The following is a 23946-nucleotide window of genomic DNA, read 5'->3' as shown; positions in this document are numbered from 1 at the left end:
AGCGCGGGGCTTTTTTACCAAGGTTCGAGATGAAATCCCCCTCCTCTTTACCGGTTTCCAAACCGCTTGATTTCTGGCTGTGCCTGGGCCTGCCTGCCAGCGCTGCAGTGGCCTTGCTGTTGCTGGAGCTGACGTCACTGGACATGGACCTGGCCAGGCTTTTCTACAGCGCAGAGGCTGGCGGCTTCATTGGCCGCTATAGCTTCTTCCTTGAAGACATCCTGCATGACCGTGCCAAGCAACTGGTGATCCTGTTTTCGGTGCTGGCGATTCTGGGCCTGGTCGGCAGCTTCATCCTGCAGCGACTCAAGCCGTACCGCCGTGAACTGGTGTGCCTGGTGTTGTCGCTGGGAATGGCGACGGCGTTCGTGTCGCCATTGAAAACCATCACCGCCGTGCAATGCCCCTGGAGCCTCAAGGAATTCGGCGGCCAGGAAACCTACAGTGAACTGCTCAGCCCGCGCCCACCTACCGATAAACCCGGCCGTTGCTGGCCCGGCGGACATGCCGCCACCGGGTTCGCCTTGTTCGCCTGGTTCTTTGCCCTGCGGGATCGACGGCCACGGCTGGCGCGCTACGCGTTCATCTTTGCCGTCAGCCTGGGCAGCGTGTTTTCAGTCAGCCGTATGCTGCAAGGGGCGCATTTCTTTTCCCACAATGTGTGGACAGCGATCTTTTGCTGGCTGATCTGCCTGGGGCTGTATTGCTTGTTGCTGTACCGGCCTTCACGGCAAGCCGTAATGCCGATCAGTTAAGCGAATGCAACGAAGATCCAATGTGGGAGCTGGCTTGCCTGCGATTGGCATAGGTATCTACATAACTCTGTTAGCTCAACGGTAACCACGATGCGAAGCGAGCCGCTCTTGATCTTGATCTGCTTTTGATCTTAGGCGCCCCGTTAAACCACGCTGGCCGGAATTCGACAGGGATTTGGGGGGTAAACCGGCAGGGATGCCGGTTTAGCCGCCCCGCGCCATGGATGGCGCGTGGCGGCGGCCCCCCAAATCACTGGCGGATTACGGGCACACCGAGCCTAAGCGAGGTGCCGAGTGGTGGGGCAAGAGCGCTTTGCTTACTTTCGCGCTTTTCGAAAGTGAGCCGCCGTCAGGGCGGAACCCTAAGTGGCCGTTACCGCAGGAATGGATATGTACACGGTCCAACTGTGTTGACTGTCAGGCCGTCTTCGCAGGCAAGCCAGCTCCCACATTGGATCGCGGGGCATCAGTTATATCTGTGTCGGCTGCCAGGCCGTCACGGGAGCAAGCTCCCTCGCCACAGATTTAGCGTCGTGCCGAAGTTGTGTAGATACCTATGCTGCGATTGGCCATAAGTATCGACACAACTTTGTAGCGGTCGACGGCAACCACAACCCCGATAACCACGCTGGCCGAACACAGGCTTGAATTCGTGGGTAACCCTACAGGATGCAGGGTTAGCCGCTGTCAGGGCAGCCCCCTAGATGGCCGTTGCCTAAATAACGGATATGAACTCGCCCTGATCCAACATTCCTGCAGGCTGGCAGGCCGTCTTCGCAGGCAAGCCAGCTCCCACATTTTGACCGCGGCGCATCAGTTAGATAAGCGTGGCTGTCAGGCCGCCGTCGGGTAGATACAGCCGCTCATAAAAAAGCCCCGCCTGCATCACTGCAGACGGGGCTTTTTATAGTGCCGGGTAAGGCTGGCTTACATCATGCCGCCCATGCCACCCATGCCGCCCATATCTGGCATACCGCCGCCAGCTGCGCCTTCGGCCTTCGGCTCGTCAGCGATTGCGGCTTCAGTGGTCAGGATCAGGCCACCGATGGAGGCTGCTGCCTGCAGCGCGGAACGAGTCACCTTGGTAGGGTCCAGGATGCCCATTTCGATCATGTCGCCGTAGACGCCAGTCGCAGCGTTGTAACCGTAGTTACCTTTGCCGTTCTTGACTTCGTTGACCACAACGCTTGGCTCGTCGCCGGAGTTGGCAGCGATCTGGCGCAGCGGTGCTTCAACAGCACGACGCAGCACAGCGATACCGACGTTCTGGTCGGCGTTTTCGCCGGTCAGGTTAGTCAGCGCTTCCAGAGCACGGATCAGCGCAACGCCACCGCCAGGTACCACGCCTTCTTCAACGGCTGCACGGGTTGCGTGCAGGGCGTCTTCAACGCGGGCCTTCTTCTCTTTCATTTCAACTTCGGAACCAGCGCCAACCTTGATCACTGCAACGCCGCCGGACAGCTTGGCCAGGCGTTCTTGCAGTTTTTCACGGTCGTAATCCGAGGAAGTTTCGGCAACCTGTGCACGGATCTGTGCGATACGGGACTCGATGTCGCCTTCAACGCCAGCACCGTCAACGATGATGGTGTTTTCCTTGGAGATGGTCACGCGCTTGGCGCTACCCAGGTTTTCCAGGGTGGCGCTTTCCAGGCTCAGGCCGATCTCTTCGGAGATAACGGTACCGCCGGTCAATACGGCGATGTCCTGCAGCATGGCCTTGCGACGGTCGCCGAAGCCTGGAGCCTTGACGGCTGCAACCTTGACGATGCCACGCATGTTGTTCACAACCAGAGTCGCCAGGGCTTCGCCTTCAACGTCTTCGGAAACGATCAGCAATGGGCGGCCGGCTTTGGCAACGGCTTCCAGTACTGGCAGCATTTCGCGGATGTTGGAGATCTTCTTGTCGACCAGCAGGATCAGCGGGTTGTCCAGCTCGGCAACCATGGTCTCTGGCTTGTTGACGAAGTAAGGAGACAGGTAGCCACGGTCGAACTGCATGCCTTCTACAACCGACAGTTCGTTTTCCAGGCCCGAGCCTTCTTCAACGGTGATCACGCCTTCTTTACCGACTTTTTCCATGGCTTCGGCAATGATGTCACCGATGGAGCTGTCGGAGTTGGCGGAGATGGTGCCTACCTGAGCGATGGCCTTGGTGTCGGCGCATGGCTTGGACAGGTTTTTCAGCTCGGCAACGATGGCGACGGTCGCCTTGTCGATGCCACGCTTGAGGTCCATAGGGTTCATGCCGGCAGCAACGGCCTTGTAGCCCTCGTTGACGATCGCCTGAGCCAGTACGGTAGCAGTGGTGGTGCCGTCGCCTGCGTCATCGTTGGCACGGGAGGCAACGTCTTTGACCAGCTGCGCGCCCATGTTCTCGAAACGGTCTTTCAGTTCGATTTCTTTGGCGACGGAAACGCCGTCCTTGGTGATGGTCGGAGCGCCGAAGCTCTTCTCGATGATCACGTTACGGCCTTTCGGGCCCAGGGTCGCTTTTACCGCGTCAGCCAGGACGTTAACGCCTTTGAGCATTTTTTTGCGGGCGGAATCGCCAAACAGAACTTCTTTAGCAGCCATGATCGATATTCCTTAAATACTTTGTAGTAACGGGAAAATTAGCGAGGAAATCAGTCTTCCAGAATGGCGAGAATTTCGTTCTCAGCCATGACCAGCAGGTCTTCGCCGTCTACTTTCACAGTGTTGCTGCCGGAGTAAGGGCCGAAAACAACCTTGTCACCCACTTTCACGGCCAGTGCGCGTACATCACCGTTCTCCAGGGTTTTGCCTGGGCCAGCAGCGACGATTACACCGTGGTTGGCTTTTTCAGCAGCCGAACCTGGCAGAACGATCCCGCCAGCGGTTTTCTTTTCTTCTTCGCTGCGACGGATTACGACGCGGTCGTGCAGAGGACGAAGCTTCATTGTCGATCTCTCCTAATTGTGTTTTTCATCGGCCGGTGTCAATTCCGGCGGGTTAAATTCCGGCGGTGCCGGTCGCGGCTCGCTGGGCGAGACGCGGAAGTCTGTCTGATGTCACCACCAGAAACCTTGCGGTGACCGTTACATAAGGGCGCCCAGGCTTATTACAAGGGGCCGGGGATGAAATTTTTTGTGTCGGCTCAAGGGTAAATGCAACACGGCACCCGAAGGTGCCGTGCCGGTGAAGCGGTTATTTGTTGTCGCGGTGTTCGAACTCGCCTTCGATCACATCACCTTCACGCCCCAGGGGTTGGCGCGGAGCCGGACCGCCACGGGGTTGCAGGTCATCGGCGAACGCACGCTGGCGCATGGCGGCCTCTTCAGCACGCTGGCGCATTTTGCCGGCCAGCAGCTTGCGGGTGAATGGCAGCAACAGCACCAGGCCAAGCACGTCGCTGATAAAGCCCGGCAGGATCAGCAAGCCACCGGCCAGGGCCATCATCAGGCCCTCAAGCATGGTCTGGGCCGGCAGTTCGCCGCGGTTCAGGCTTTCACGGGCACGCAGCGCGGTCGCCAGGCCGGCGACACGCAGCACCAGGACGCCGAGCATGGAGCCTACGATGATCAGCAACAGCGCGGGGAAAAACCCGATCGCACCGCTGACTTTAACGAATACGAACAGCTCCAGCACCGGGAACAGCAGAAAGAGCAATAAAAAAGGGCGCATCAAATGGTTCCTCAACGCAAGAATGCCTTGCCAGTCCACCTTAGATGACGTCGCCGTTGTGTAAATTCAAGCGTCAACCGTGGTTTTTTTCGGCCACACCTCGGCGTGAGCCAATGAAACCAGGGCTTCGCGTACTTGTGTCGGTGTGTTGCAAGGCGTCTCGAAAGGCAACCAGTGCAAGGATTGGCCGATACGCAAGTGCATGCCTTCGCTGTCGATGCCGGCCAACTGTGCTGGCTCGCTGGTCGGCAAACCGCCGAGGTCGACGTAATGAGCGATGGCCTTGGTGTGATCGCTGTTCATGTGCTCGATCATGCTGCGCTCGGCCTTGCCCGCAAACGGGTTGGCCAAGGTCAACTGGTCGACCCAATGGATCGCGCCAAACCCACCGATATAACGGTGGCGCACCGGTTTAAGCACCCAGAAATCGAAATCGTGGGCCTTGTGGTAGTTGGCCGAATCAGGGAAGTAGCGGTAGTAGCGCTCGGCCGCAGCTTCGATGGCGGCGGCGTCTTCAAGCTTCTCGGCTTCGGCCAGGTAGGTCAGGCGCCCCACGGCTTGCACATCATCGGCCTCGCGCTCACCCACCAACAGCGAGCACTTGGGATCTTTTTGCAGGTTATGGGTGTGCTGGGCAATGCGGCTGATCAGGATCAGCGGGCGGCCCTGCTCGTCCAGGCAGTAGGGCACCACCGAGCCAAAGGGAAAGCCGGGCATGGCTTTGGACTGTGTGGCGAGCGCCCCACGGTACTCCTTGAGCAACAGCTCTCGGGCGTTCTTGGCAACCTGCGTGCTCAATAGATGACTCCTCGGGTGTTCCGCGGCCCATGGCATATGGGAATGGATCTCAACACAAGGTAATCAATATCTGCGCAGGTTGCCAGAGTGGCCGACGCAGCTTTTACCAGGCCACACCGAAGCCGGCGGTGTAGCGAGTCTTGCTCAGGCTGCTCTCGGAACTGCCGCTGACCTCGTTGCGCTCAGCCTTCAAGTTGAGCGAGGCCCACTCGGTGACCTTGTAGCGCAAGCCCATTTCCGCATCCAGGGAATACTCGGCCGGCCCGGCAAGGGGTTTGCCCAATTCGCCGTTGGTGAAGAACTCGACGGTCTTGCCCACCAGGTAGCGGTTGTAGTTCCACTTCATAGCCAGGGAATAGAAGTTGTCCTTGCCGCCGTCGGCATATTCATAATCGGTGCGGTTGACCAGCGAACCGAGGGAGAACGCCCCCAGTTCATCGTCCCAGAACTGATAGCCAGGACCAGTACCGACAACGCGCTGGCGAGCCAGGTCTTCGACCTTGTCGCGCTTGTAGGTCAGGCGGCCCTGCCAGAACCAGTGCTCGGTGATGAAGCGGTCCAGGTTGTACTCCAGCGCCCAGTTATCGGTGGTGGTGACATCGTCCTGGAACTCGCGGTTGTATTCGCCCTTGCCCGTATGACGCCACTGGCCGTGACGGGCCGAGGTCTTGAAGTCGATGTCGTAGTCGTTGGTGTCTTTGTCCGCGCGCTTGTAGTCAAGCGCCAGGTCGACGTTGCCCTTCCACACCAGGTCTTCGATCACGGGCTTGGGCTTCATGATCTGTTGGATACTTGCCAGTTCCACCGTCTTGGGCGCCTCGCCATTGGCCAGCACCACCTTGCCGTCATCCGATGCCTGCAAGGACTTGGCCTTTTCACCGCTGTAGGCGTCCTGCTTGACCAGCAGCTCCTGGTCACTTTCCAGGGTTTTGACCTGTTTCCAGTCCACCGGAATGGAGCCTGCGTAGTCGGTTTGGATCAGCAACTTGCCACCGTCAAAGACTTTGATCTTGCCGGTGAGCCGGTCACCGTTTTTCAACCAGACGGTATCGGCGAGCAAGGGCGTGGAAGCACTGAAAACAGCAAGGCACAACAGGGTTCTGGACAACATAAGCAAGTACGGGACTCGGGGTTGGCAAAAATAAGGGGCGTTATAGTGTTACATGGCTAGAACTGACTCAAGGATTTATATTGAGTTCAATACTCATCGTCATGTTTACAGACGTTTCTGACAAAATAACGACGATCTCAACGGATATACCCACAGTGATCCCACCTGCCGATACGCCACAAAGCCCCGCCGAGATGCGCCGCACCGCCCTCTACCTGACGTTGTCGCAGGTACCCGAAGGCTGCGTGGTGAGTTACGGCGAGCTGGCCCACCTGGCCGGTTTGGGGCGGGCTGCCCGCTGGGTCGGGCGCACCCTGAGCCAGTTGCCGCAAGACACGCGGTTGCCCTGGCATCGGGTGCTGGCTGCCGGTGGTCGGATAAGTTTGCCGGTGGGCAGTGCCTCGGGTGACGAACAACGTGCGCGTTTACGTAGCGAAGGCGTCACCATCCTGAACAATCGTGTTGATATTCAGCGTCATGGCTGGCGCCCGGTAGAGCACAGCGGTTAGAGTGCGCGCTTTGTTTCCGCAAATCTGAGGCAGACTCCAGCCCATGCCCCGTAAAACCTGGCGCGCCGCGCTCGCCGCCTATGCCAGCCCTTCGACGTTAGTGCTGTTGTTGCTCGGTTTCGCCGCCGGCATGCCTTACATGTTGGTGTTCTCGACGCTTTCGGTGTGGCTGCGTGAAGCCGGTGTGGCTCGCGAGACCATTGGCTATGCGAGCCTGATCGGCCTGGCCTACGCCTTCAAATGGGTCTGGTCGCCGCTGCTCGACCAATGGCGCCTGCCGTTGCTTGGCAAACTGGGGCGGCGTCGCTCCTGGCTGGTGCTGGCCCAATCGCTGGTGATCCTCGGATTGATCGGCATGGGCTTTTGTGACCCGCAAAAACACCTGTCCTGGTTGATCGCCATTGCGGTGGTCGTCGCCTTCGCGTCGGCCACGCAAGACATCGCCGTGGATGCCTACCGCCTGGAAATCGCCGACGACAGCCGTCAGGCCGCCCTGGCGGCAAGCTACATGTCCGGTTATCGCATCGCCGCCCTGCTGGCCACGGCCGGTGCGCTGTTCTTTGCCGAAGGCTTTGGCTCCACTGGCTTCAACTATAAACACTCGGCCTGGACCGGCACCTATGTGCTGTTCGGCGTGTTGATGGTGCCGGCGTTGCTCACCACCTTCCTCATGCGTGAACCTGATGTGCCACTGCGCACCCAGTTGCAGGCCGGCCGCTACAGTTTCATGCACCAGTTGGTGTCGGTGTTTGTGCTGATCGTGCTGTTGGTCTCGGTGCCGGCGATGTTCACCCAGTTGTACAACACCGACTTCGCCAGCGTGCTGTTCCAGGGCGTGAGTTTGTGGGAACTGCTGATGGAAGACCGCGCGTTCCTGCGCGCCATCCTCTATATCACCCTCACCGCCCTGTGCCTTTCGGCCATGGGCCGCCGGGGCCTGGCGCCCGTGCTCACGCCGGTCAACGACTTTATCCTGCGCTACCGTTGGCAGGCGCTGCTGCTGCTCGGGCTGATTGCCACCTATCGCATGTCCGACACGGTGATGGGCGTCATGGCCAACGTGTTCTATATCGACCAGGGTTTCACCAAGGACCAGATCGCCGGGGTGAGCAAGATCTTCGGCCTGATCATGACCCTGCTCGGCGCCGGCATGGGCGGCCTGTTGATCGTGCGGTTCGGGATACTGCCGATCCTGTTCATCGGCGGCGTGGCCTCGGCCGGCACCAACCTGCTGTTCGTGATGCTCGCAGACATGGGCCCCGACCTGCAGATGTTGATCGTCACCATCTCCCTGGACAACTTCAGTTCGGGCATGGCCACCTCGGCGTTCGTGGCGTACCTGTCGAGCCTCACCAACCTCAAGTTCTCCGCCACCCAATATGCGCTGCTCAGTTCGATCATGCTGTTGCTGCCGCGTTTGATCGGCGGCTATTCAGGGGTGATGGTGGAGAAGTTCGGTTATCACAACTTCTTTATGATCACCTGCCTGCTGGGTGTGCCGACGCTGCTCCTGATTGCGCTGCACTGGTTCCAGGAGAACCGCCGCGCCCGACTGAATCCCCCGCCGGAAGACTGATACGACTCGGTCAATGTGGGAGCTGGCTTGCCTGCGATAGCGATGGTGAACCCAACGCCGCTATCGCAGGCAAGCCAGCTCCCACACAAGCGATGGTTACGACAGATACACCCAGCTACCTCACGCCTGTACTCCGGCGACAAGCGCCCGTACAATCCCAAGTCATTTCAAGTCCAAGCAACCGACAACGGCCTACCATGCGTACCAGTCAATATTTGCTCGCCACACAGAAAGAAACGCCTTCCGATGCGGTCGTGATCAGCCATCAGTTGATGCTGCGCGCCGGTATGATCCGCAAACTGGCCTCGGGCCTGTACACCTGGTTGCCCATGGGCTTGAAGGTGATGCGCAAGGTCGAAGCCATCGTTCGTGAAGAAATGAACGCGGCCGGTTCTCTGGAAGTGTTGATGCCGAGCACCCAACCGGCTGAGTTGTGGCAGGAATCCGGGCGCTGGGAGGAGTACGGCCCTGAGTTGCTGCGCTTCAAGGACCGTCATGGCCGCGATTTCTGCGCCGGCCCGACCCACGAAGAAGTCATCACCGACCTGATGCGCAACGAGCTGAGCAGCTATAAGCAGTTGCCGCTGAACCTGTATCAGATCCAGACCAAGTTCCGTGATGAAATCCGCCCACGCTTCGGCTTGATGCGTGGCCGCGAGTTCATCATGAAGGACGCCTATTCGTTCCACGCCGACCAGGCCTCCCTGCAAGCGACCTACGATCGCATGCACCAGGCCTACTGCAACGTGTTCACGCGCCTGGGCCTGAAGTTCCGCCCGGTTGAAGCGGACAACGGTTCCATCGGCGGTGCCGGCTCCCACGAATTCCACGTGCTGGCCGAGTCCGGCGAAGACGATATCGTGTTCAGCAACGGTTCCGACTACGCGGCGAACATCGAGAAGGCCGAAGCCATACCACGTGAAACCTCGCGCCCTGCTCCCACCGAGGAGCTGCGCCTGGTCGACACGCCAGACACCAAGACCATCGCGGCCCTGGTGGAGAAATTCAATCTGCCGATTGAAAAGACCATCAAGACCCTGATCGTGCGCGCCGAAGAAGAAGGCAAGCTGATCGCCCTGGTGATCCGTGGCGACCACGAGCTCAACGAAATCAAGGCCGCCCAGCAACCTGGCGTGGCCAGCCCGCTGGTCATGGCCACCGATGCCGAACTGCGCGACGCCATTGGCGCCGGTGCCGGCTCCCTGGGCCCGCTGAACCTGCCGCTGCCGATCATCATCGACCGTTCGGTCGAGCTGATGAGCGACTTCGGTATAGGCGCGAACATCGACGACAAGCACTACTTCGGCGTGAACTGGGAGCGTGACCTGCCGGTTCCGACCGTGGCCGACCTGCGCAACGTCGTGGCCGGCGACCCAAGCCCGGATGGCAAGGGCACCCTGGAGATCAAGCGCGGCATCGAAGTCGGGCACATCTTCCAGCTGGGCAACAAGTACAGCAAAGCTATGAAGTGCGAAGTACTGGGTGAGAACGGCAAGCCGATCACCCTGGACATGGGCTGCTACGGCATTGGCGTGTCCCGCGTGGTTGCCGCTGCCATCGAGCAGAACAACGACGAGAAAGGCATCATCTGGAGTGACGCGCTGGCGCCGTTCCAGGTAGCCCTGGTGCCATTGCGCTATGAAACCGAGCAAGTACGCGAAGCCACCGACAAACTGTACGCGGAACTGACCGCTGCCGGCTTTGAAGTGCTGCTCGATGACCGCGACAAGAAAACCAGCCCGGGCATCAAGTTCGCCGACATGGAACTGATTGGCATCCCGCACCGGATCGTGGTCAGTGACCGCGGCCTGGCGGATGGCAATCTGGAATACAAGAGCCGGACCGAAGCCGAAGCCCAACCGTTGCCGGTGGCTGACGTGCTGTCTTTCCTCCAGGCGCGTATTCGTCGCTGAAAACCAGATCAAGAGAAGTCATGTTCAAGCGAAACACCAGAGCCCTGGGGGGCGCCGCCTTGTGCGGCGCCCTGCTGGTCAGCGGCTGCGCCAATCAGATGTCGCAACGCAGTGAGCACGAGGAGCGGGTCGAGCGTAAGTTGCTCGACCACAGCCTGCAGATCGATGTAGGCGAACCCACAGTGCTGGAGCTGCCGCAACGCCGGGTTCGCATTCATGAGCAGAAGACCTTCGAGGTCACCGAATTCGAAGTCACCCGTCGTTACGACCGCTACACGCCCTACCAGCCCTGGCGCAAACTCTATGAGATGCCCTTGGGTGCCGTGGCGCTGGTGGCGGGCGTGGGTGCCAACGTGGCGAATATCTTCGCCCTCGGCAACCTACCCACGAGTGTGACTCATGACTGGTTGAGCTATGGCGTGGACGGCATCAACCCGTTCATGAACGTGCAATCCCACGGCCGTGCGCAACAGAACCTGGCGGCTATCGATGAAGTCCAGCGTGACAAGCGCCTGGAGTATTCGAGCCTGCCCTGGAGCGAGCGCCCGGTGCAAGTCACTGCCGGCAAGCAGACCCATGAGCTGACCACCGACCGTAACGGCATCCTGCGCCTTAACCTGTTGGACAGCCCCTTTGCCGAGCAGGACCTGAACCGCGTCACCACGCTGAAAATCACTGTGGCGGATGGCCAGGACGACGTGCATACCGACTCGACCCTGGCGGTCAGCAACACGCTGCGCAGCAAGCTGCTCGAAGCCCATGCCCTGATCTATGACGACCTGGAAGATGACGAAGTGAACCAGTGGGTACACCGGGTCAAACGCCTGTCGGAGCTGGGCCTGGAAGAAGAAGCCAGCGAGCTGGAACAAAGCCTGATTGAACTGACGCGCAACGATCCGGAGTTGCAGCAGGAGTTTGTGCAGGCGTTGACCAAGGATGGGGGGCGACTCGTCGCAGATCCTGGCGCTCGCTGATCGCGCAATGCCTGTGAAGATCAAACTGTGGGAGCTGGCTTGCCTGCGATAGCGGTGTATCAGTTAAAGCATTCGTGACTGACACACTGCTATCGCAGGCAAGCCAGCCCCCACAGTTGTTTCGGGCCGCTACCAGGAAAACTCGAGCTGTTCGTTGCCGCCACTCAGGTCCAGCAACCGTACGCCTATCCCCAACAACCGCACCGGTTTGCCCCCTCGATTGAACGCCTGGGTCATCAATTGCTGATAACTCTCCAGGTCCCGCCCTGCCCCGGCCTGCTCCAGCGTCGTCTGGGTAAAGTCATGAAACTTCACTTTGACGAACGGCTTACCCGCCCGGTAGCTGCTGTCGATCCGTGCCATGCGCCCGGCCAGGGTCTCCATCAGTTCCGGCAGCTTCGCCAGGCAACTTGAAAGATCCGGCAGGTCCACGTCGAAGGTATTTTCCACACTAATCGATTGCCGCCGGCTGTCGTTTTGCACCACACGGTCATCAATCCCACGGGACAGGCTCCAGAGGCGCTCGCCAAAACTGCCGAATTCGCGCACCAGCGCCAGTTTGTTCCAGTCGCGCAATTGCAGGCAGTCTTCGATGCCCAGGCGCGCCAGCTTGTCAGCGGTGACCTTGCCAACGCCATGCAGCTTGCTGACACGCAACTGCGAGACAAACTCTTCAACCTGATCCGGCGTGATCACAAACAGGCCGTTGGGCTTTTTCCAGTCGCTGGCGATCTTGGCCAAAAACTTGTTGGGCGCCACGCCGGCAGACACGGTGATATGCAACTGGTTGGAGACCCGGCGCCGAATATCCTGAGCAATACGCGTGGCGCTGCCGCCAAAATGCGGGCTGTCAGACACGTCGAGGTAAGCCTCATCCAGCGACAACGGCTCGATCAAGTCGGTGTAGTCGCGGAAGATAAGCTGGATTTCTTTCGATGCTTCTTTATAGGCATCCATGCGCGGCTTAACGATGGTCAAGTCCGGGCACAGCTTCAGGGCGTGACGTGACGACATCGCCGAACGCACCCCATACGCCCGCGCCTCATAATTGCAGGTGGCGATCACGCCGCGCCGATCTGCCGAGCCACCGACAGCCAAGGGCTTTTGCGCCAGGCTCGGGTCGTCGCGCATCTCGATGGCGGCGTAGAAGCAATCACAGTCGACGTGGATGATTTTGCGCTGCGTCATATAAACGGGGTGTTAACCAACGGGTGGCCAGTATCGCACTCACCCCTGTATATAGCACCAGTAGTTTGAATCTTCTGTCTGAGCGGTAGGAAATTTCGGAGATGAATATATTTTCTCAATCGAATCCAGCATCCCAATAGAGCTGAAAGCCTTGCCCTGTCTGGCTTCAAGCCCTCAAGAAGCCCCTCATCAAGCGCTAACCGATTGAAGCAAAAGCGCTTTTCTTCGATTCACAGGTTGACACACTCGCGTTCCTCTGTAGAATGCCGACACACAGACGCGGGATGGAGCAGTCTGGTAGCTCGTCGGGCTCATAACCCGAAGGTCGTCGGTTCAAATCCGGCTCCCGCAACCAAACATCAAAAAAGGCTACTCGAAAGAGTGGCCTTTTTTGTGCGTGTTCGTTTTGCGCCTGCACACCTGCACAATTCGGCCAACACCTTGATTTCAGAATAATTAGCGCTTATTTCAGCGATCGGCTCATTAACGGTTGACACCCCGCCATTGGGCTGTAGAATGCCGCCCACAGACGCGGGATGGAGCAGTCTGGTAGCTCGTCGGGCTCATAACCCGAAGGTCGTCGGTTCAAATCCGGCTCCCGCAACCAAACATCAAAAAAGGCTACTCGAAAGAGTGGCCTTTTTTGTATCTGACGAAAAAGTTCTTCTGAAACAATGGCATGGCATCTTTCATGAAACCGTAGACGGTTTGCAGAGTCCATCTCATTGCACGCTATGCTCAATGCTAAGCGCTACCCCTCTACGACCAATGGCCGCAGTCGCCGCGTCCGGTGATCCGCGTTAATATTTGTAATTATTTTGTCCATAGGGATTGGTAACTTGGCTGGATACCTCCATCCTGTCGCGCACAATCCACGAGGTGATTGATGCGCGCCAACTCGTCTGAACCACAAGACACCGTCACAGCAGAACAACCGATCACTCCCACCCGTTTGCGGTGGCTGGACCTGTTGAGCAAGTATCGCCAGCCCATCGGCCTGGCCGTGACGCTCCTGCTGTTTGCAATCGCCCTGATCGCCTGCCGGCACCTGCTGCTGGAGCTGGACCTCTACGCCCTGCACGATTCGATCCTGGAAGTGCCCAAGCCTGCGCTATTGGGGGCCTTTGCGGCGGCAGTCGCCGGTTTTGTGATCCTGCTCGGCTATGAATTCTCCGGCGCGCGTTATGCCGGCGTGCAATTGCCCGCCAAGACCCTGGCCCTGGGTGGCTTCACCGCCTTTGCTATCGGCAACGCCATTGGTTTGTCGATGCTCTCGGGCGGTTCGGTGCGTTACCGTTTATATGCACGCCATGGCATCGGCGCCTCGGAAGTGGCGCACATGACTGTATTCGCCAGCCTGGCCCTGGGCTGTGCGCTGCCGCCGCTGGCCGCGCTGGCCACGTTGAGCAACTTGCCAGCCGCCTCCACTTACCTGCATTTATCGCAAAGCCTGCTCGGCGGCATTGCCGGCGCCGTGCTGCTGTTGTCGGCCCTGCTGTGCATCGGCATCTATCGCCGCCGCCTGCCGGAGCAACCTTACCCCGACAACCTGCTGGTCAAGGCCGGGCGCCGTACCCTGCGCCTGCCTGGCCGACGCCTGACGTTCCTGCAACTGATCATCACCGCACTGGACGTCGCCGCAGCCGCTACCGTGCTGTATCTGCTGTTGCCGGAAGCGCCGCCCTTCGGCCCGTTCCTGTTGGTGTACCTGCTGGCCCTGGCCGCCGGTGTGCTCAGCCATGTGCCGGGCGGCGTGGGCGTATTCGAAGCGATCCTGCTGGCGGCCTTTGCCGACAAACTCGGTGCCGCGCCCCTGGCTGCTGCCTTGCTGCTGTACCGCATGATCTACGTGGTGCTGCCACTGTTGATCGCCTGTGTATTCCTGCTGGTCAATGAGGCCCAGCGCCTGTTCCAGACCCAGCAAAGCCTGCGGGTAGCGTCGGGGCTGGCAGCGCCAGTATTGGCCGTCCTGGTTTTTTTGTCCGGCGTGGTCCTGCTGTTTTCCGGCGCCACGCCAGAGATCGACTCACGCCTGGAAAACATCGGCTTCCTGATTCCCCATCGTCTGATTGACGCGTCGCACTTCGGTGCCAGCCTGATCGGCGTGTTATGCCTGTTGCTCGCCCAGGGCCTGCGCCGGCGGTTGTCGGCCGCCTGGATGCTGACCATGGTGTTGCTGCTGGTTGGCGCCCTGCTCTCGCTGCTTAAAGGCTTCGACTGGGAAGAAGCCAGCCTGATGACCATGACCGCAGTGCTGCTGGCCATCTTCCGGCGCTCGTTCTACCGCGCCAGTCGCCTGACCGAGTTGCCGTTTTCGCCGCTGTACCTGGTGGCCAGTGTCTGTGTGCTCGGTGCCTCGATCTGGCTGCTGCTGTTTGCCTATCAGGACGTGCCCTACAGTCACCAACTCTGGTGGCAGTTCACCCTCGACGCCAACGCCCCGCGTGGTTTGCGTTCGCTGCTCGGCGCCGCCGTGTTGCTGGTGATCGTGTCGCTGACCTGGCTGCTGCGCACGGCACGCCCGGTCATCCACCTGCCGACCCCGGAAGAACTGGAGCGCGCCAGCAAGATCCTGATGGCCTCGTCCCAACCCGACGGCGGCCTGGCGCTCACCGGCGACAAGGCGCTGCTGTTTCACCCCAACGATGAAGCCTTCCTGATGTATGCCCGTCGCGGGCGTAGCCTGGTGGCTTTGTACGACCCGATCGGCCCGACCCAACCGCGCGCCGAGATGATCTGGCAGTTCCGCGACCTCTGCGACATCCACCACGCCCGTCCGGTGTTTTACCAGGTACGCGCCGAGAACCTGCCGTATTACATGGACATCGGCCTCACCGCGATCAAACTGGGTGAAGAAGCCCGCGTCGACCTGAAACGCTTTGACCTGGAAGCCAAGGGCAAAGAAATGAAGGATTTGCGCTACACCTGGAACCGTGGCACCCGGGACGGCCTGTCACTGGAAATCTGCGAACCGGGCAAGGCGCCAATGGATGAATTAAAAGTCATCTCCGATGCCTGGCTTACAGGTAAGAATGTGCGGGAAAAGGGCTTCTCCCTGGGCCGTTTCAGCGATGACTACCTCAAGCACTTTCGTATCGCGATCATTCGCTTCGAAGGGCGCCCGGTGGCCTTCGCCAATCTGCTCGAAACCTACAATCATGATCTGGCCAGCCTCGACCTGATGCGTGCCCACCCGGACGCGCCCAAGTTGACCATGGAGTTCATGATGGTGGGCCTGATTCAACACTATAAGAGCCACGACTACGCGCGCTTCAGCCTCGGCATGGTGCCGTTGTCGGGCTTGCAACCGCGCCGTGGCGCACCGCTGACCCAGCGCCTGGGCTCGATGGTGTTCCGCCGTGGCGAGCAACTGTATAACTTCCAAGGTTTGCGCCGCTTCAAAGACAAGTTCCAGCCCGACTGGGAACCCCGTTACATGGCCGTGCCCGCAGGACTGGATCCGCTGGTGGCATTGGCCGATACCGCCGCCCTGATCGCGGGCGGCTTGACTGGATTGGTGAAACGCTGATGATTCGACGCTCCTGGCGGTATGTATTGGCTTTAGTGGTGCTGCTTGCGCTGATCACGGCGGGTGGCTTCTGGTACTGGAACCGCCCTGCCCCGCAACCGACCCTGGAGCACTTGCCCCAGGCCGACGGTTCGGTAATGACCCGCGTAACCCCGGCAAGCAACGCAAAAGCCCGCGTGGCAGTAGCGGTGATGGCCGACGAAACCCTGACCGACAGCCAACTGATTGCCCTGAGCCAGGGCGGTTCAGCGCAACTGGTTCAGGTGGTGCTGCCAAAAGATGACTGCGCGCTGCAGGAAAAAGCCCTGCAAGGCGCCCTGGCCCAGCTGAAAGGCCCGGCAACCCTGGTCAGCGGCATCGGCCCTGGCGCCGCACTCGCCTGGCGCTGGCTGGCCACCCAGAACGACGACAAGGCCAACGCCATCTCCGTGGGCTTCGCCCTGAAACAGGAAGGCTGCAACGACCCGCTGCCGAAAACCGCCGCCCATGGCAGCTGGCTGGTGGCGTGGAACGATAACCCCGACGATGAAAGCGCCAGTTTCGTACGCGACACACCGCGCGCCACCACCAGCATCAGCGACTACGACATTCATTACCCACAGGTGCTGAATAACGAACTGCGCAAGCAACTGGTCGGTTCGGACAACGGCGGCCTGGCGATTCCGGTGGTGGAAGTGCCTGCCGGCCAAGCCAAGGACACCGTGACCCTGTTCCTCTCCGGTGACGGCGGCTGGCGCGACCTGGACCGCGACGTGGCGGGCGAGATGGCGAAGATCGGCTACCCGGTGGTGGGCATCGACACCCTGCGCTACTACTGGCAGCACAAGACGCCGGAGCAAAGCGCCAAGGACCTCACCGAGCTGATGCAACACTACCGGCAAAAGTGGGGCACCAAGCGCTTCGTGCTGACCGGTTACTCGTTCGGCGCCGACGTATTGCCGGCGATCTACAACCGTATGCCAGAGAACGAACAGCAACGGGTGGACGCGATCATCCTGCTGGCCTTCGCCCGCACCGGCAGCTTTGAAATCGAAGTGGAAGGCTGGCTCGGCAACGCCGGCAAAGAGGCCGCCACCGGCCCGGAAATGGCCAAGCTGCCGCCTGAGAAAGTCGTGTGCATCTACGGCGCCGAAGAAGTCGACGAGAGTGGCTGCACCGACAAGACCGCCGTGGGTGAAGCCATGAAGCTGCCGGGCGGGCATCACTTCGATGAGAACTACCCGGCGCTGGCCAAGCGGTTGGTGGATATTATCGTCAAGCATCAGGCCAAAGCCGAATAATTCCAGCTTAATCCAAGACCCAATGTGGGAGCGGGCTTGCCCGCGATAGCGCTGGCTCAGTCACAGTAGCGTTGACTGACACTCCGTCATCGCGGGCAAGCCCGCTCCCACAGTGGTACGTGGTGTTGATGAAAACTAGCGCGGTTCGATGTGCGCAATCATCAGTTGCACCGTCTCATTGCCACGAAACTCATTCACATCCAGCTTGTAGGCCAATTCCACCCAACGCACCGTCGGGTTTGGCCACACTTCGCGGTCCACACCAAAGGCGATGCCATCGAGCTTCACCGACCCGCATTCGCTCTTGAGCACCACTTTCAAATGCCGCTCACCCACCACCCGCTGCTCCACCAACTGGAATACCCCGTGAAACAACGGCTCGGGAAAGTGCTGCCCCCACGGGCCGGCATGGCGCAGGGCCCGGGCCAGTTCCAGGTGAAACTCTTCCACCGCCAGGGTGCCGTCTGAAAGCAGGCGACCGGTGAGGTCTTCTTCGCGCAGTTGCCGGCGCACTTCGGCATCGAAGGCTTGCGCAAACAATGGGAAGTTGGCCCCGGGCAAGGTCAGCCCCGCCGCCATGGCGTGGCCGCCGTACTTGGTGATCAGGTTGGGGTGCTGGCTGGCGACGACCGCCAGCGCATCGCGGATATGAAAGCCTTGCACCGAGCGTCCAGAGCCCTTGAGCAGGCCATCGCCGGCATCGGCGAAGGCGATGGTCGGGCGGAAATAACGCTCCTTCATACGTGACGCGAGGATCCCGATCACCCCTTGGTGCCACTCCGGATCAAACAGGCACAAGCCGTACGGCATCGACTCCACCGGCAGGTCCTTGAGCTGGGCCAGGGCCTCGCGCTGCATACCTTGTTCGATGGACTTACGGTCCTGGTTCATGCCGTCCAGTTGCGCAGCCATTTCCCGTGCGGCGGCGAAGTCCGTGGTGAGCAGGCATTCGATGCCCAGGCTCATATCATCCAGACGTCCGGCGGCATTCAGGCGCGGGCCGAGGATAAAACCCAGGTCGGTGGAGGTGATACGCGCATGATCACGCTTGGCCACTTCCAGGATCGCCTTGATGCCCGGCCGCGCCCGACCGGCACGAATACGCTCCAGCCCCTGATGCACGAGGATGCGGTTGTTGGCGTCCAGCGGCACCACGTCAGCGACGCTGCCCAGGGCCACGAGGTCGAGCAGTTCACCGATGTTCGGCTGGGGCTTGCTGTCATACCAACCCAGGCTGCGCAAGCGCGCGCGCAGGGCCATCAGCACGTAAAAGATCACGCCGACACCGGCCAGGGCCTTGCTGGGAAACGTACAGCCAGGCTGATTCGGATTGACGATGGCGTCGGCGGCCGGCAGTTCATCGCCGGGCAGGTGGTGGTCGGTGACCAGCACTTGCAACCCTGCCGCTTTCGCCGCCGCCACGCCTTCGACGCTGGAGATACCGTTGTCCACGGTGATCAGCAACTGCGGCTCGCGCTCCAGCGCCACCGCGACGATTTCCGGGGTCAGGCCGTAGCCGTATTCGAAGCGGTTGGGCACCAGGTAATCGACATGGGCCGCGCCGAGCAAACGCAGGCCCAGGGTGCCTACGGTGCTCGCCGTGGCGCCATCGGCGTCGAAGTCACCGACGATCAGGATGCGCTGACGCTGCTCCAGGGCCGTCACCAGCAAATCCACCGCGGCGTCGATGCCCTTGAGCTGCTGATAGGGAATCAACCGCGCCAGGCTCTTGTCCAGCTCGGCCTCCGACTGCACCCCGCGTGCGGCGTAAAGGCGGGTCAACAGCGGCGGCAGTTCACCGAGAAAAGGCAGGACGGCGGGCAATGGGCGGGGATCGATACGCATGGGGTGACGGGAGCTTCTCTTCTAATACATCGGTTAAACACAGATAGTGAACGCAACAAATATCAAGTGTGGGAGTTGGCTTGCCTGCGATGCATACGACTCGGTACATCAGGCACGCCGAGTGGATGCCATCGCAGGCAAGCCAGCTCCCACCTTTTCAACCGCGCTCGCCGACCAGCCATTGCAGTTGCACTTCATGCTGGCCACGGTCATCGGTCACAAAGATCGTGCCTTCGCTGATCATCACGTCCCACTTGATCACCCGCGGCATGTCCTTGGCCAGGGTCTCCAACACTTCCTGGGGTACGGCAGCGATGTGCACGTTTTTCAGGTTGTTGGCCACCGGCACCACCTTGCCTTCCCAAACGCGCAGGCTGCCATAGGCCAGCAGGCTGGTGCGCTCGGTGCGGCGCGAGCACCAGGTCAGGCGGTCGGCATCCGGCTGGCCGACTTCGATCCAGTGCAAAACCCGATCATCCAGGCTTTTTTCCCACAGGGCCGGTTCATCTACATCCGACAGGCCACGCCCGAACGCCAATTGCTCGTTGTACCAGAGGGCGTAGGCCAGCAGGCGCACGGTCATGCGCTCTTCGGTTTCCGAAGGGTGGCGGGCGATGGTCTGTTTGACGCTCTCGTACACCGAGCGGTCGAGGTCGGTGAGGTTGAGTTCGAATTTGTAGGTCGTGGACGGCTGGGCCATGAACGGGCTTCTAAAGACAAGGAAAGGCGGCCAGTCTAACCGATGGCGAGGGCATTGAACGAATACTGCGCTGCATCCGCGCGGCTCGCCTATGTTAAAAAGCAGTACATCAACATCCCGCGCTTGTAAGGATCCCCATGTCGCTCACTGCCAAACCACTTGCCGGCCTGAAAGTCATCGAGCTGGGCACTTTGATCGCCGGCCCGTTTGCCTCACGCATCTGCGCCGAATTCGGCGCCGAGGTGATCAAGGTCGAATCCCCGGACGGCGGCGACCCGCTGCGCAAATGGCGCAAGCTGTATGAAGGCACTTCGCTGTGGTGGTTTGTGCAGGCACGCAACAAGCAGTCGCTGACCCTCAACCTCAAGCACCCTGAGGGGCTGGCGATCCTCAAGCAACTGTTGGCCGACGCCGACATCCTGATCGAAAACTTCCGCCCAGGCGTGCTGGAAAAACTCGGCCTGAGCTGGGAAACCCTGCACGCACTCAACCCCAAGTTGGTGATGGTGCGCCTCTCGGGCTTCGGCCAGACGGGGCCGATGAAGGACCAGCCGGGGTTTGGCGCGGTGGGCGAGTCCATGGGCGGCTTGCGCTATATCACCGGCTTCGAGGACCGCCCGCCCGTGCGCACCGGGATCTCCATCGGCGACTCGATTGCCGCGTTGTGGGCCGTGATCGGCGCGCTGATGGCGCTGCGTCACCGCGAAGTCAACGGCGGCCTGGGCCAAGTGGTGGATGTGGCGCTGTATGAAGCTATCTTCGCCATGATGGAAAGCATGATCCCCGAGTTCGATGTGTTCGGGTTTATCCGTGAGCGCACCGGCAACATCATGCCCGGCATCACCCCGTCCTCGATCCACACCACCGCAGACGGCAAGCATGTGCAGATCGGCGCCAATGGCGATGCGATCTTCAAGCGCTTCATGCGCGTGATCGGCCGTGACGACCTGGCGAACGACCCTGCACTGGCCAGCAATGACGGGCGTGACGCTCGCCGTGACGAGCTGTACGGCGTGATTGATCGCTGGGTCAATTCGCTGTCGCTCGACCAGGTGATTGAGCATCTGAACAAAGCCGAGGTGCCCGCCAGCCGCATCTACAGCGCCGAAGACATGCTGGGCGACCCGCAATTCCTGGCCCGGGAAATGTTCCTCAAGGCGCAGTTGCCGGGCGGCAAGGACTTCAAGATGCCCGGCATCGTGCCCAAGCTCTCGGATACACCGGGCAGTTGCGAATGGGTCGGCCCGCAACTGGGTGAACACAACAGCCTGGTGCTCAATGCCTTGGGCTACGACGCGGCGGCTATCACTCGCCTGCGCGAGGATGGCGCGATCTGACAAATCCCAGGCAAAAAGAAACCCCGAGCAGTGGGGAGACAACTCGGGGTTAAACGTGGTCTACAAAAAGACCCGCACAGCAAGCGACAAACACCGGAGCACAATGCCTGCTCTTGCTGTTACAAACTCTGACTGAACACCTTGTAGGAAGGTTCCGAAGAAAAATAATGTTTCATGCCAGTGCGCCGCCACGGGTTTGGGAGGCGTTGCGCAAGGCAGCGATGACTGAAGGTTCCAGGCGCCCTTCGGCGATTTTCAGATCGCGGAGCAGGCAATCCACCACATCCACCAGCGCGCGCTTGTCGCTCAATTGCGCACGATCGACTTCACGTTCAACCACGATGGCGCCACCGGGGTTCTTCACGGTTACCAGGCAGTCGTCGCGCATACCGGCAGAGGTCAGCGTAACCTGATAAGGGCTCAGTGCTTGGCTGAGCAATAGGTTGATACTTTCCATCTCGATCACCACTCAATCATTCGAAAAAGGTTCGAAAAACAAAAATGTCACGAAGAGGCTGACATTCAAGTGACCCGTGCTCAAAGCAGAAAGTTCTACCTTTTGTGTAATCCACTGCTTGAGGAAAACGAGCATGCACGGAAAAGATGACAGAGAAAAAACAACGGCGCACAGGCTAGAATCCCTCGATTGTCCCGGGAGCCTGCCTTGAGAGCTGCGTCTGAACCGCCCTTGCGTATCGTGATTGCCGACGATCACCCGATTTTCCTGATTGGCCTGCGCGCCGTGCTCGAACGTGACCCGCACATCAGCATCGTCGGCGAGGCCAATTCCCCCCAGGCCCTCAGTGCGTTGTTGCAACACTGTGCCTGCGATGTGGTGGTGACCGACTTCATGATGCCCGTCGAGCCCCAGGCCGACGGGCTGCGCTTGATCGAGCAACTGCGCCGGCACTATCCGCACCTGCCCATTGTGGTGGTGACCATGCTCAACAATGCCGGGTTGTTTCATTCCATCCTGGCATTGGGTGTGATGGGCCTGCTGAGCAAGGCCAGCCTGGCCGATGAGCTGCCCCAGGCGATCCGCCAGGTGCGCCAGCAACGCACCTATGTGGCCCAGACCATCCGCCAGGCGCTGAGCCTGGCCGGAGAAGTCGGCGCTGATCGCCTGCATTCCCAGGAGCACCTGTCACCCCGGGAGCTGGAGGTGATTCGCCTGTTGGCCAGTGGTATGACGGTGGGCGAGATCGCCGCGCACCTGCATCGCAGCAAGCAGACCGTCAGCGCGCAAAAAGTCAGCGCCATGCGCAAGCTGGGGCTGGCCAACGATGCCGCCCTGTTTATTTACGTGCAGGAACACGGGCTGGCCTAGCCTGGAACGCGATCCATTGCTTGAGCGCCGCGGCGTCCATCGGCCGGGCGATAAAGCAGCCTTGCAGCCACGCCGCGCCCAGTTCGCCCACAGCGTGATAGTCGGCGGCGGTTTCCACGCCGGTGACCACCACGGCAACGTCCAGGCGCGCCGCCATGCTCATGGCGCCCGCCACCACCGCCGCCTTGCGGTCATCATTGGCCATCCCACAGGCAAACGCCGGGGGAATTTTCAGCTCGGTAAAAGGCAGTTCCAGCAAATGCTGCAGGCTGGTGCCGCCCATGCCGAAGTCGCCGATGGACAACTGGCAACCCAACATACGCAAGCGCAGCAAGCCGGTGACATGGGCGCTGTCGGTTTTCAAGGTCGAGGTTTCCACCAGCTCCAGCGTCAGGCTATGGGCGGGTACACCGTGCAACTGCAGCAGACCTTGCAGCACCTGGGGAAAGTGCTCGCGCTCCAGCATGCGCCCGGGGATGTTCACGGCCACTGGCAGCACCTGGCCGCTTTCGCCCATCACCTGGTTCGCCAGGCCAAGCGCCTGCTCCAGCACATGCCAGGTAAACGCCTCTTCCATGCCGGCAAACTCCAGCACCGGCAGGAACTCGTCAGGCAGCAACAGCTCACCGTCCGGCAACTGCCAACGCGCCAGCGCCTCCACCCCTTGCAACACACCGGCCTGACTGACGATGGGCTGGTACCAGACCCTGCCACAGGCAGCGATAGTCGCCTGGCTGACGTCTGCCGAGGGCGGCAGTTGTTCCCGCTCGCTCAAGCCCAACAGTTGGCGCACGCGCTCCCAGGACAACATCGGTGGCCCTGGGCGAAAATGTACCTGGCAATCGCTCAGTAGTTGCCCGATCAACTTGGCCGAAGCCGGCTTGGGCAAACACGCCAAGACCTTGAGTCCCAATTGGCAGGCCATGTTCGCCACACCTTCCAGCACGTCGGGCTCGGCGTTGCTGAGCAGAATCAATACTTGGGCCAGGCGGCGTTCCGCCAACTCGCGGATCAATTCCAGGCCATCGCCCTGCTCCAGGTACAAATCGCAGATGGCGATATCCACCGGGCCTTTGCTGTCCAGAGACTGGCGGGCGGTTTCGACCGTTTCCGCGGCCCGTACATTGAACACGCCGTTGGCATTGAGCATCTGGTGCAGAGCCATCAGTTGAAACGGGTTGTCTTCGAGGATCAGGACGTTCAGGGATCGCATGGGTAAGGATGTCGGTACAGGGAAAGTCCTGCACAGTAGCCACATGCCGTGGTGTACCCCATAGGACGTGTCCGAAAAGCTTGCTTAAATGTGGGAGGGGCAAGCGCAGCTCTCCTGTGGGAGCTGGCTTGCCTGCGAAGGCGGTGGGCCAGTCGCTACATCTGTTACTGCACTACCGCTATCGCAGGCAAGCCAGCTCCCACAGGGGATCTTCGTTGCCTTGAGCATTGCATTCGCTTAGCTGATCGG

Annotated in this window: 19 protein-coding genes and 2 tRNA genes; 11 read left to right on the top strand and 10 right to left on the bottom strand. The window is 60.3% G+C overall.

The features are described from left to right. Window positions 1-29: 29 nt before the first annotated feature. Complete coding sequence (locus JJD66_RS05830) at window positions 30-755, top strand: phosphatase PAP2 family protein (protein WP_200647746.1); 726 nt, start codon at window positions 30-32, stop codon at window positions 753-755. Window positions 756-1682: 927 nt separating this feature from the next. Here the strand turns inward: JJD66_RS05830 and groL are convergent. The 5 genes from groL to JJD66_RS05805 form a co-directional block, all read right to left on the bottom strand. After that, window positions 1683-3329, bottom strand: coding sequence for a chaperonin GroEL (gene groL / locus JJD66_RS05825; protein ID WP_105228278.1), 1647 nt, complete (start codon window positions 3327-3329; stop codon window positions 1683-1685). A 50-nt stretch (window positions 3330-3379) separates the two neighbouring features. Further along, a complete protein-coding gene (locus JJD66_RS05820) occupies window positions 3380-3673 on the bottom strand; it encodes a co-chaperone GroES (protein WP_057703865.1) in 294 nt (97 codons plus the stop codon). 247 nt (window positions 3674-3920) lie between these two features. Next, on the bottom strand, window positions 3921-4397 hold the full coding sequence (locus tag JJD66_RS05815; RefSeq protein ID WP_034128625.1) for an FxsA family protein: 477 nt from the start codon (window positions 4395-4397) through the stop codon (window positions 3921-3923). A 66-nt stretch (window positions 4398-4463) separates the two neighbouring features. Beyond that, complete coding sequence (locus tag JJD66_RS05810; RefSeq protein ID WP_198716372.1) at window positions 4464-5195, bottom strand: HugZ family pyridoxamine 5'-phosphate oxidase; 732 nt, start codon at window positions 5193-5195, stop codon at window positions 4464-4466. 103 nt (window positions 5196-5298) lie between these two features. Next, window positions 5299-6306 carry a DUF481 domain-containing protein gene (locus JJD66_RS05805; protein ID WP_105228286.1) on the bottom strand — a complete coding sequence of 336 codons (1008 nt, stop codon included), beginning with the start codon at window positions 6304-6306 and terminating at the stop codon, window positions 5299-5301. 194 nt (window positions 6307-6500) lie between these two features. Between JJD66_RS05805 and JJD66_RS05800 the strand changes: the two genes are divergently transcribed. From JJD66_RS05800 to JJD66_RS05785, 4 genes are all read left to right on the top strand, one after another. Next, window positions 6501-6815: an MGMT family protein gene (locus JJD66_RS05800; protein ID WP_054897670.1), complete on the top strand. Its 315-nt coding sequence runs from the start codon at window positions 6501-6503 to the stop codon at window positions 6813-6815. A 43-nt stretch (window positions 6816-6858) separates the two neighbouring features. Then, window positions 6859-8391: an AmpG family muropeptide MFS transporter gene (locus JJD66_RS05795; RefSeq protein ID WP_198716374.1), complete on the top strand. Its 1533-nt coding sequence runs from the start codon at window positions 6859-6861 to the stop codon at window positions 8389-8391. Window positions 8392-8588: 197 nt separating this feature from the next. Then, on the top strand, window positions 8589-10304 hold the full coding sequence (locus tag JJD66_RS05790) for a proline--tRNA ligase (protein ID WP_034128629.1): 1716 nt from the start codon (window positions 8589-8591) through the stop codon (window positions 10302-10304). Window positions 10305-10324: 20 nt separating this feature from the next. Next, a complete protein-coding gene (locus tag JJD66_RS05785; RefSeq protein ID WP_057975080.1) occupies window positions 10325-11278 on the top strand; it encodes a hypothetical protein in 954 nt (317 codons plus the stop codon). Window positions 11279-11407: 129 nt separating this feature from the next. On the opposite strand, the gene dinB is transcribed toward JJD66_RS05785, so the two are convergent. Continuing rightward, complete coding sequence (gene dinB / locus JJD66_RS05780; protein WP_198716376.1) at window positions 11408-12466, bottom strand: DNA polymerase IV; 1059 nt, start codon at window positions 12464-12466, stop codon at window positions 11408-11410. A 278-nt stretch (window positions 12467-12744) separates the two neighbouring features. On the opposite strand from dinB, the gene JJD66_RS05775 reads away from it, so the two are divergent. The 4 genes from JJD66_RS05775 (at window position 12745) to JJD66_RS05760 (ending at window position 17275) form a co-directional block, all read left to right on the top strand. Next, window positions 12745-12821 (top strand) — tRNA-Met (locus tag JJD66_RS05775). A gap of 175 nt (window positions 12822-12996) precedes the next feature. Further along, window positions 12997-13073, top strand: a tRNA-Met gene (locus tag JJD66_RS05770). 279 nt (window positions 13074-13352) lie between these two features. After that, window positions 13353-15995, top strand: coding sequence for a bifunctional lysylphosphatidylglycerol flippase/synthetase MprF (gene mprF, locus JJD66_RS05765; RefSeq protein ID WP_014719775.1), 2643 nt, complete (start codon window positions 13353-13355; stop codon window positions 15993-15995). Next, window positions 15995-17275, top strand: coding sequence for a virulence factor family protein (locus JJD66_RS05760; protein WP_200647744.1), 1281 nt, complete (start codon window positions 15995-15997; stop codon window positions 17273-17275). Before mprF ends, JJD66_RS05760 begins: the two co-directional genes overlap by 1 nt. 135 nt (window positions 17276-17410) lie before the next feature. On the opposite strand, the gene recJ is transcribed toward JJD66_RS05760, so the two are convergent. Both recJ and JJD66_RS05750 read right to left on the bottom strand, forming a co-directional pair. Next, entirely contained in the window at window positions 17411-19120 is a 1710-nt protein-coding gene (gene recJ, locus JJD66_RS05755) for a single-stranded-DNA-specific exonuclease RecJ (protein WP_200647743.1), read from the bottom strand. 157 nt (window positions 19121-19277) lie between these two features. Next, a complete protein-coding gene (locus JJD66_RS05750) occupies window positions 19278-19820 on the bottom strand; it encodes a YaeQ family protein (protein WP_003193952.1) in 543 nt (180 codons plus the stop codon). 137 nt (window positions 19821-19957) lie between these two features. On the opposite strand from JJD66_RS05750, the gene JJD66_RS05745 reads away from it, so the two are divergent. Next, window positions 19958-21157: a CaiB/BaiF CoA transferase family protein gene (locus JJD66_RS05745; protein WP_020301356.1), complete on the top strand. Its 1200-nt coding sequence runs from the start codon at window positions 19958-19960 to the stop codon at window positions 21155-21157. 172 nt (window positions 21158-21329) lie between these two features. Here the strand turns inward: JJD66_RS05745 and JJD66_RS05740 are convergent, their stop codons facing one another. Next, window positions 21330-21614 carry a DUF3509 domain-containing protein gene (locus JJD66_RS05740; protein ID WP_020301357.1) on the bottom strand — a complete coding sequence of 95 codons (285 nt, stop codon included), beginning with the start codon at window positions 21612-21614 and terminating at the stop codon, window positions 21330-21332. A 207-nt stretch (window positions 21615-21821) separates the two neighbouring features. Between JJD66_RS05740 and JJD66_RS05735 the strand changes: the two genes are divergently transcribed. After that, complete coding sequence (locus JJD66_RS05735) at window positions 21822-22484, top strand: response regulator transcription factor (RefSeq protein ID WP_034128635.1); 663 nt, start codon at window positions 21822-21824, stop codon at window positions 22482-22484. Here JJD66_RS05735 and JJD66_RS05730 read toward each other — a convergent pair. Beyond that, window positions 22453-23697, bottom strand: coding sequence for an EAL domain-containing response regulator (locus tag JJD66_RS05730; protein WP_200647742.1), 1245 nt, complete (start codon window positions 23695-23697; stop codon window positions 22453-22455). The genes JJD66_RS05735 and JJD66_RS05730 overlap by 32 nt on opposite strands. Window positions 23698-23946: the final 249 nt, after the last annotated feature.

Source organism: Pseudomonas sp. MF6751 (assembly GCF_016613265.1).
GTDB classification, from domain to species: Bacteria; Pseudomonadota; Gammaproteobacteria; order Pseudomonadales; family Pseudomonadaceae; genus Aquipseudomonas; species Aquipseudomonas fluorescens_BV.
Note: the sequence above shows the minus strand (reverse complement) of the source record. Positions and strands in the feature narration are given on the sequence as shown.

Excerpts from the sequence above, each read along its gene's own strand:
- JJD66_RS05805 (WP_105228286.1), bottom strand. The coding sequence starts at position 6,306 with ATGTTGTCCAGAACCCTGTTGTGCCTTGCTGTTTTCAGTGCTTCCACG.
- JJD66_RS05745 (WP_020301356.1), top strand. The coding sequence starts at position 19,958 with ATGTCGCTCACTGCCAAACCACTTGCCGGCCTGAAAGTCATCGAGCTG.
- mprF (WP_014719775.1), top strand. The coding sequence starts at position 13,353 with ATGCGCGCCAACTCGTCTGAACCACAAGACACCGTCACAGCAGAACAA.
- JJD66_RS05785 (WP_057975080.1), top strand. The coding sequence starts at position 10,325 with ATGTTCAAGCGAAACACCAGAGCCCTGGGGGGCGCCGCCTTGTGCGGC.
- JJD66_RS05760 (WP_200647744.1), top strand. The coding sequence starts at position 15,995 with ATGATTCGACGCTCCTGGCGGTATGTATTGGCTTTAGTGGTGCTGCTT.
- JJD66_RS05750 (WP_003193952.1), bottom strand. The coding sequence starts at position 19,820 with ATGGCCCAGCCGTCCACGACCTACAAATTCGAACTCAACCTCACCGAC.
- groL (WP_105228278.1), bottom strand. The coding sequence starts at position 3,329 with ATGGCTGCTAAAGAAGTTCTGTTTGGCGATTCCGCCCGCAAAAAAATG.
- JJD66_RS05790 (WP_034128629.1), top strand. The coding sequence starts at position 8,589 with ATGCGTACCAGTCAATATTTGCTCGCCACACAGAAAGAAACGCCTTCC.
- JJD66_RS05830 (WP_200647746.1), top strand. The coding sequence starts at position 30 with ATGAAATCCCCCTCCTCTTTACCGGTTTCCAAACCGCTTGATTTCTGG.
- JJD66_RS05795 (WP_198716374.1), top strand. The coding sequence starts at position 6,859 with ATGCCCCGTAAAACCTGGCGCGCCGCGCTCGCCGCCTATGCCAGCCCT.
- JJD66_RS05815 (WP_034128625.1), bottom strand. The coding sequence starts at position 4,397 with ATGCGCCCTTTTTTATTGCTCTTTCTGCTGTTCCCGGTGCTGGAGCTG.
- JJD66_RS05740 (WP_020301357.1), bottom strand. The coding sequence starts at position 21,614 with ATGGAAAGTATCAACCTATTGCTCAGCCAAGCACTGAGCCCTTATCAG.
- JJD66_RS05730 (WP_200647742.1), bottom strand. The coding sequence starts at position 23,697 with ATGCGATCCCTGAACGTCCTGATCCTCGAAGACAACCCGTTTCAACTG.
- recJ (WP_200647743.1), bottom strand. The coding sequence starts at position 19,120 with ATGCGTATCGATCCCCGCCCATTGCCCGCCGTCCTGCCTTTTCTCGGT.
- JJD66_RS05800 (WP_054897670.1), top strand. The coding sequence starts at position 6,501 with ATGCGCCGCACCGCCCTCTACCTGACGTTGTCGCAGGTACCCGAAGGC.
- JJD66_RS05820 (WP_057703865.1), bottom strand. The coding sequence starts at position 3,673 with ATGAAGCTTCGTCCTCTGCACGACCGCGTCGTAATCCGTCGCAGCGAA.
- dinB (WP_198716376.1), bottom strand. The coding sequence starts at position 12,466 with ATGACGCAGCGCAAAATCATCCACGTCGACTGTGATTGCTTCTACGCC.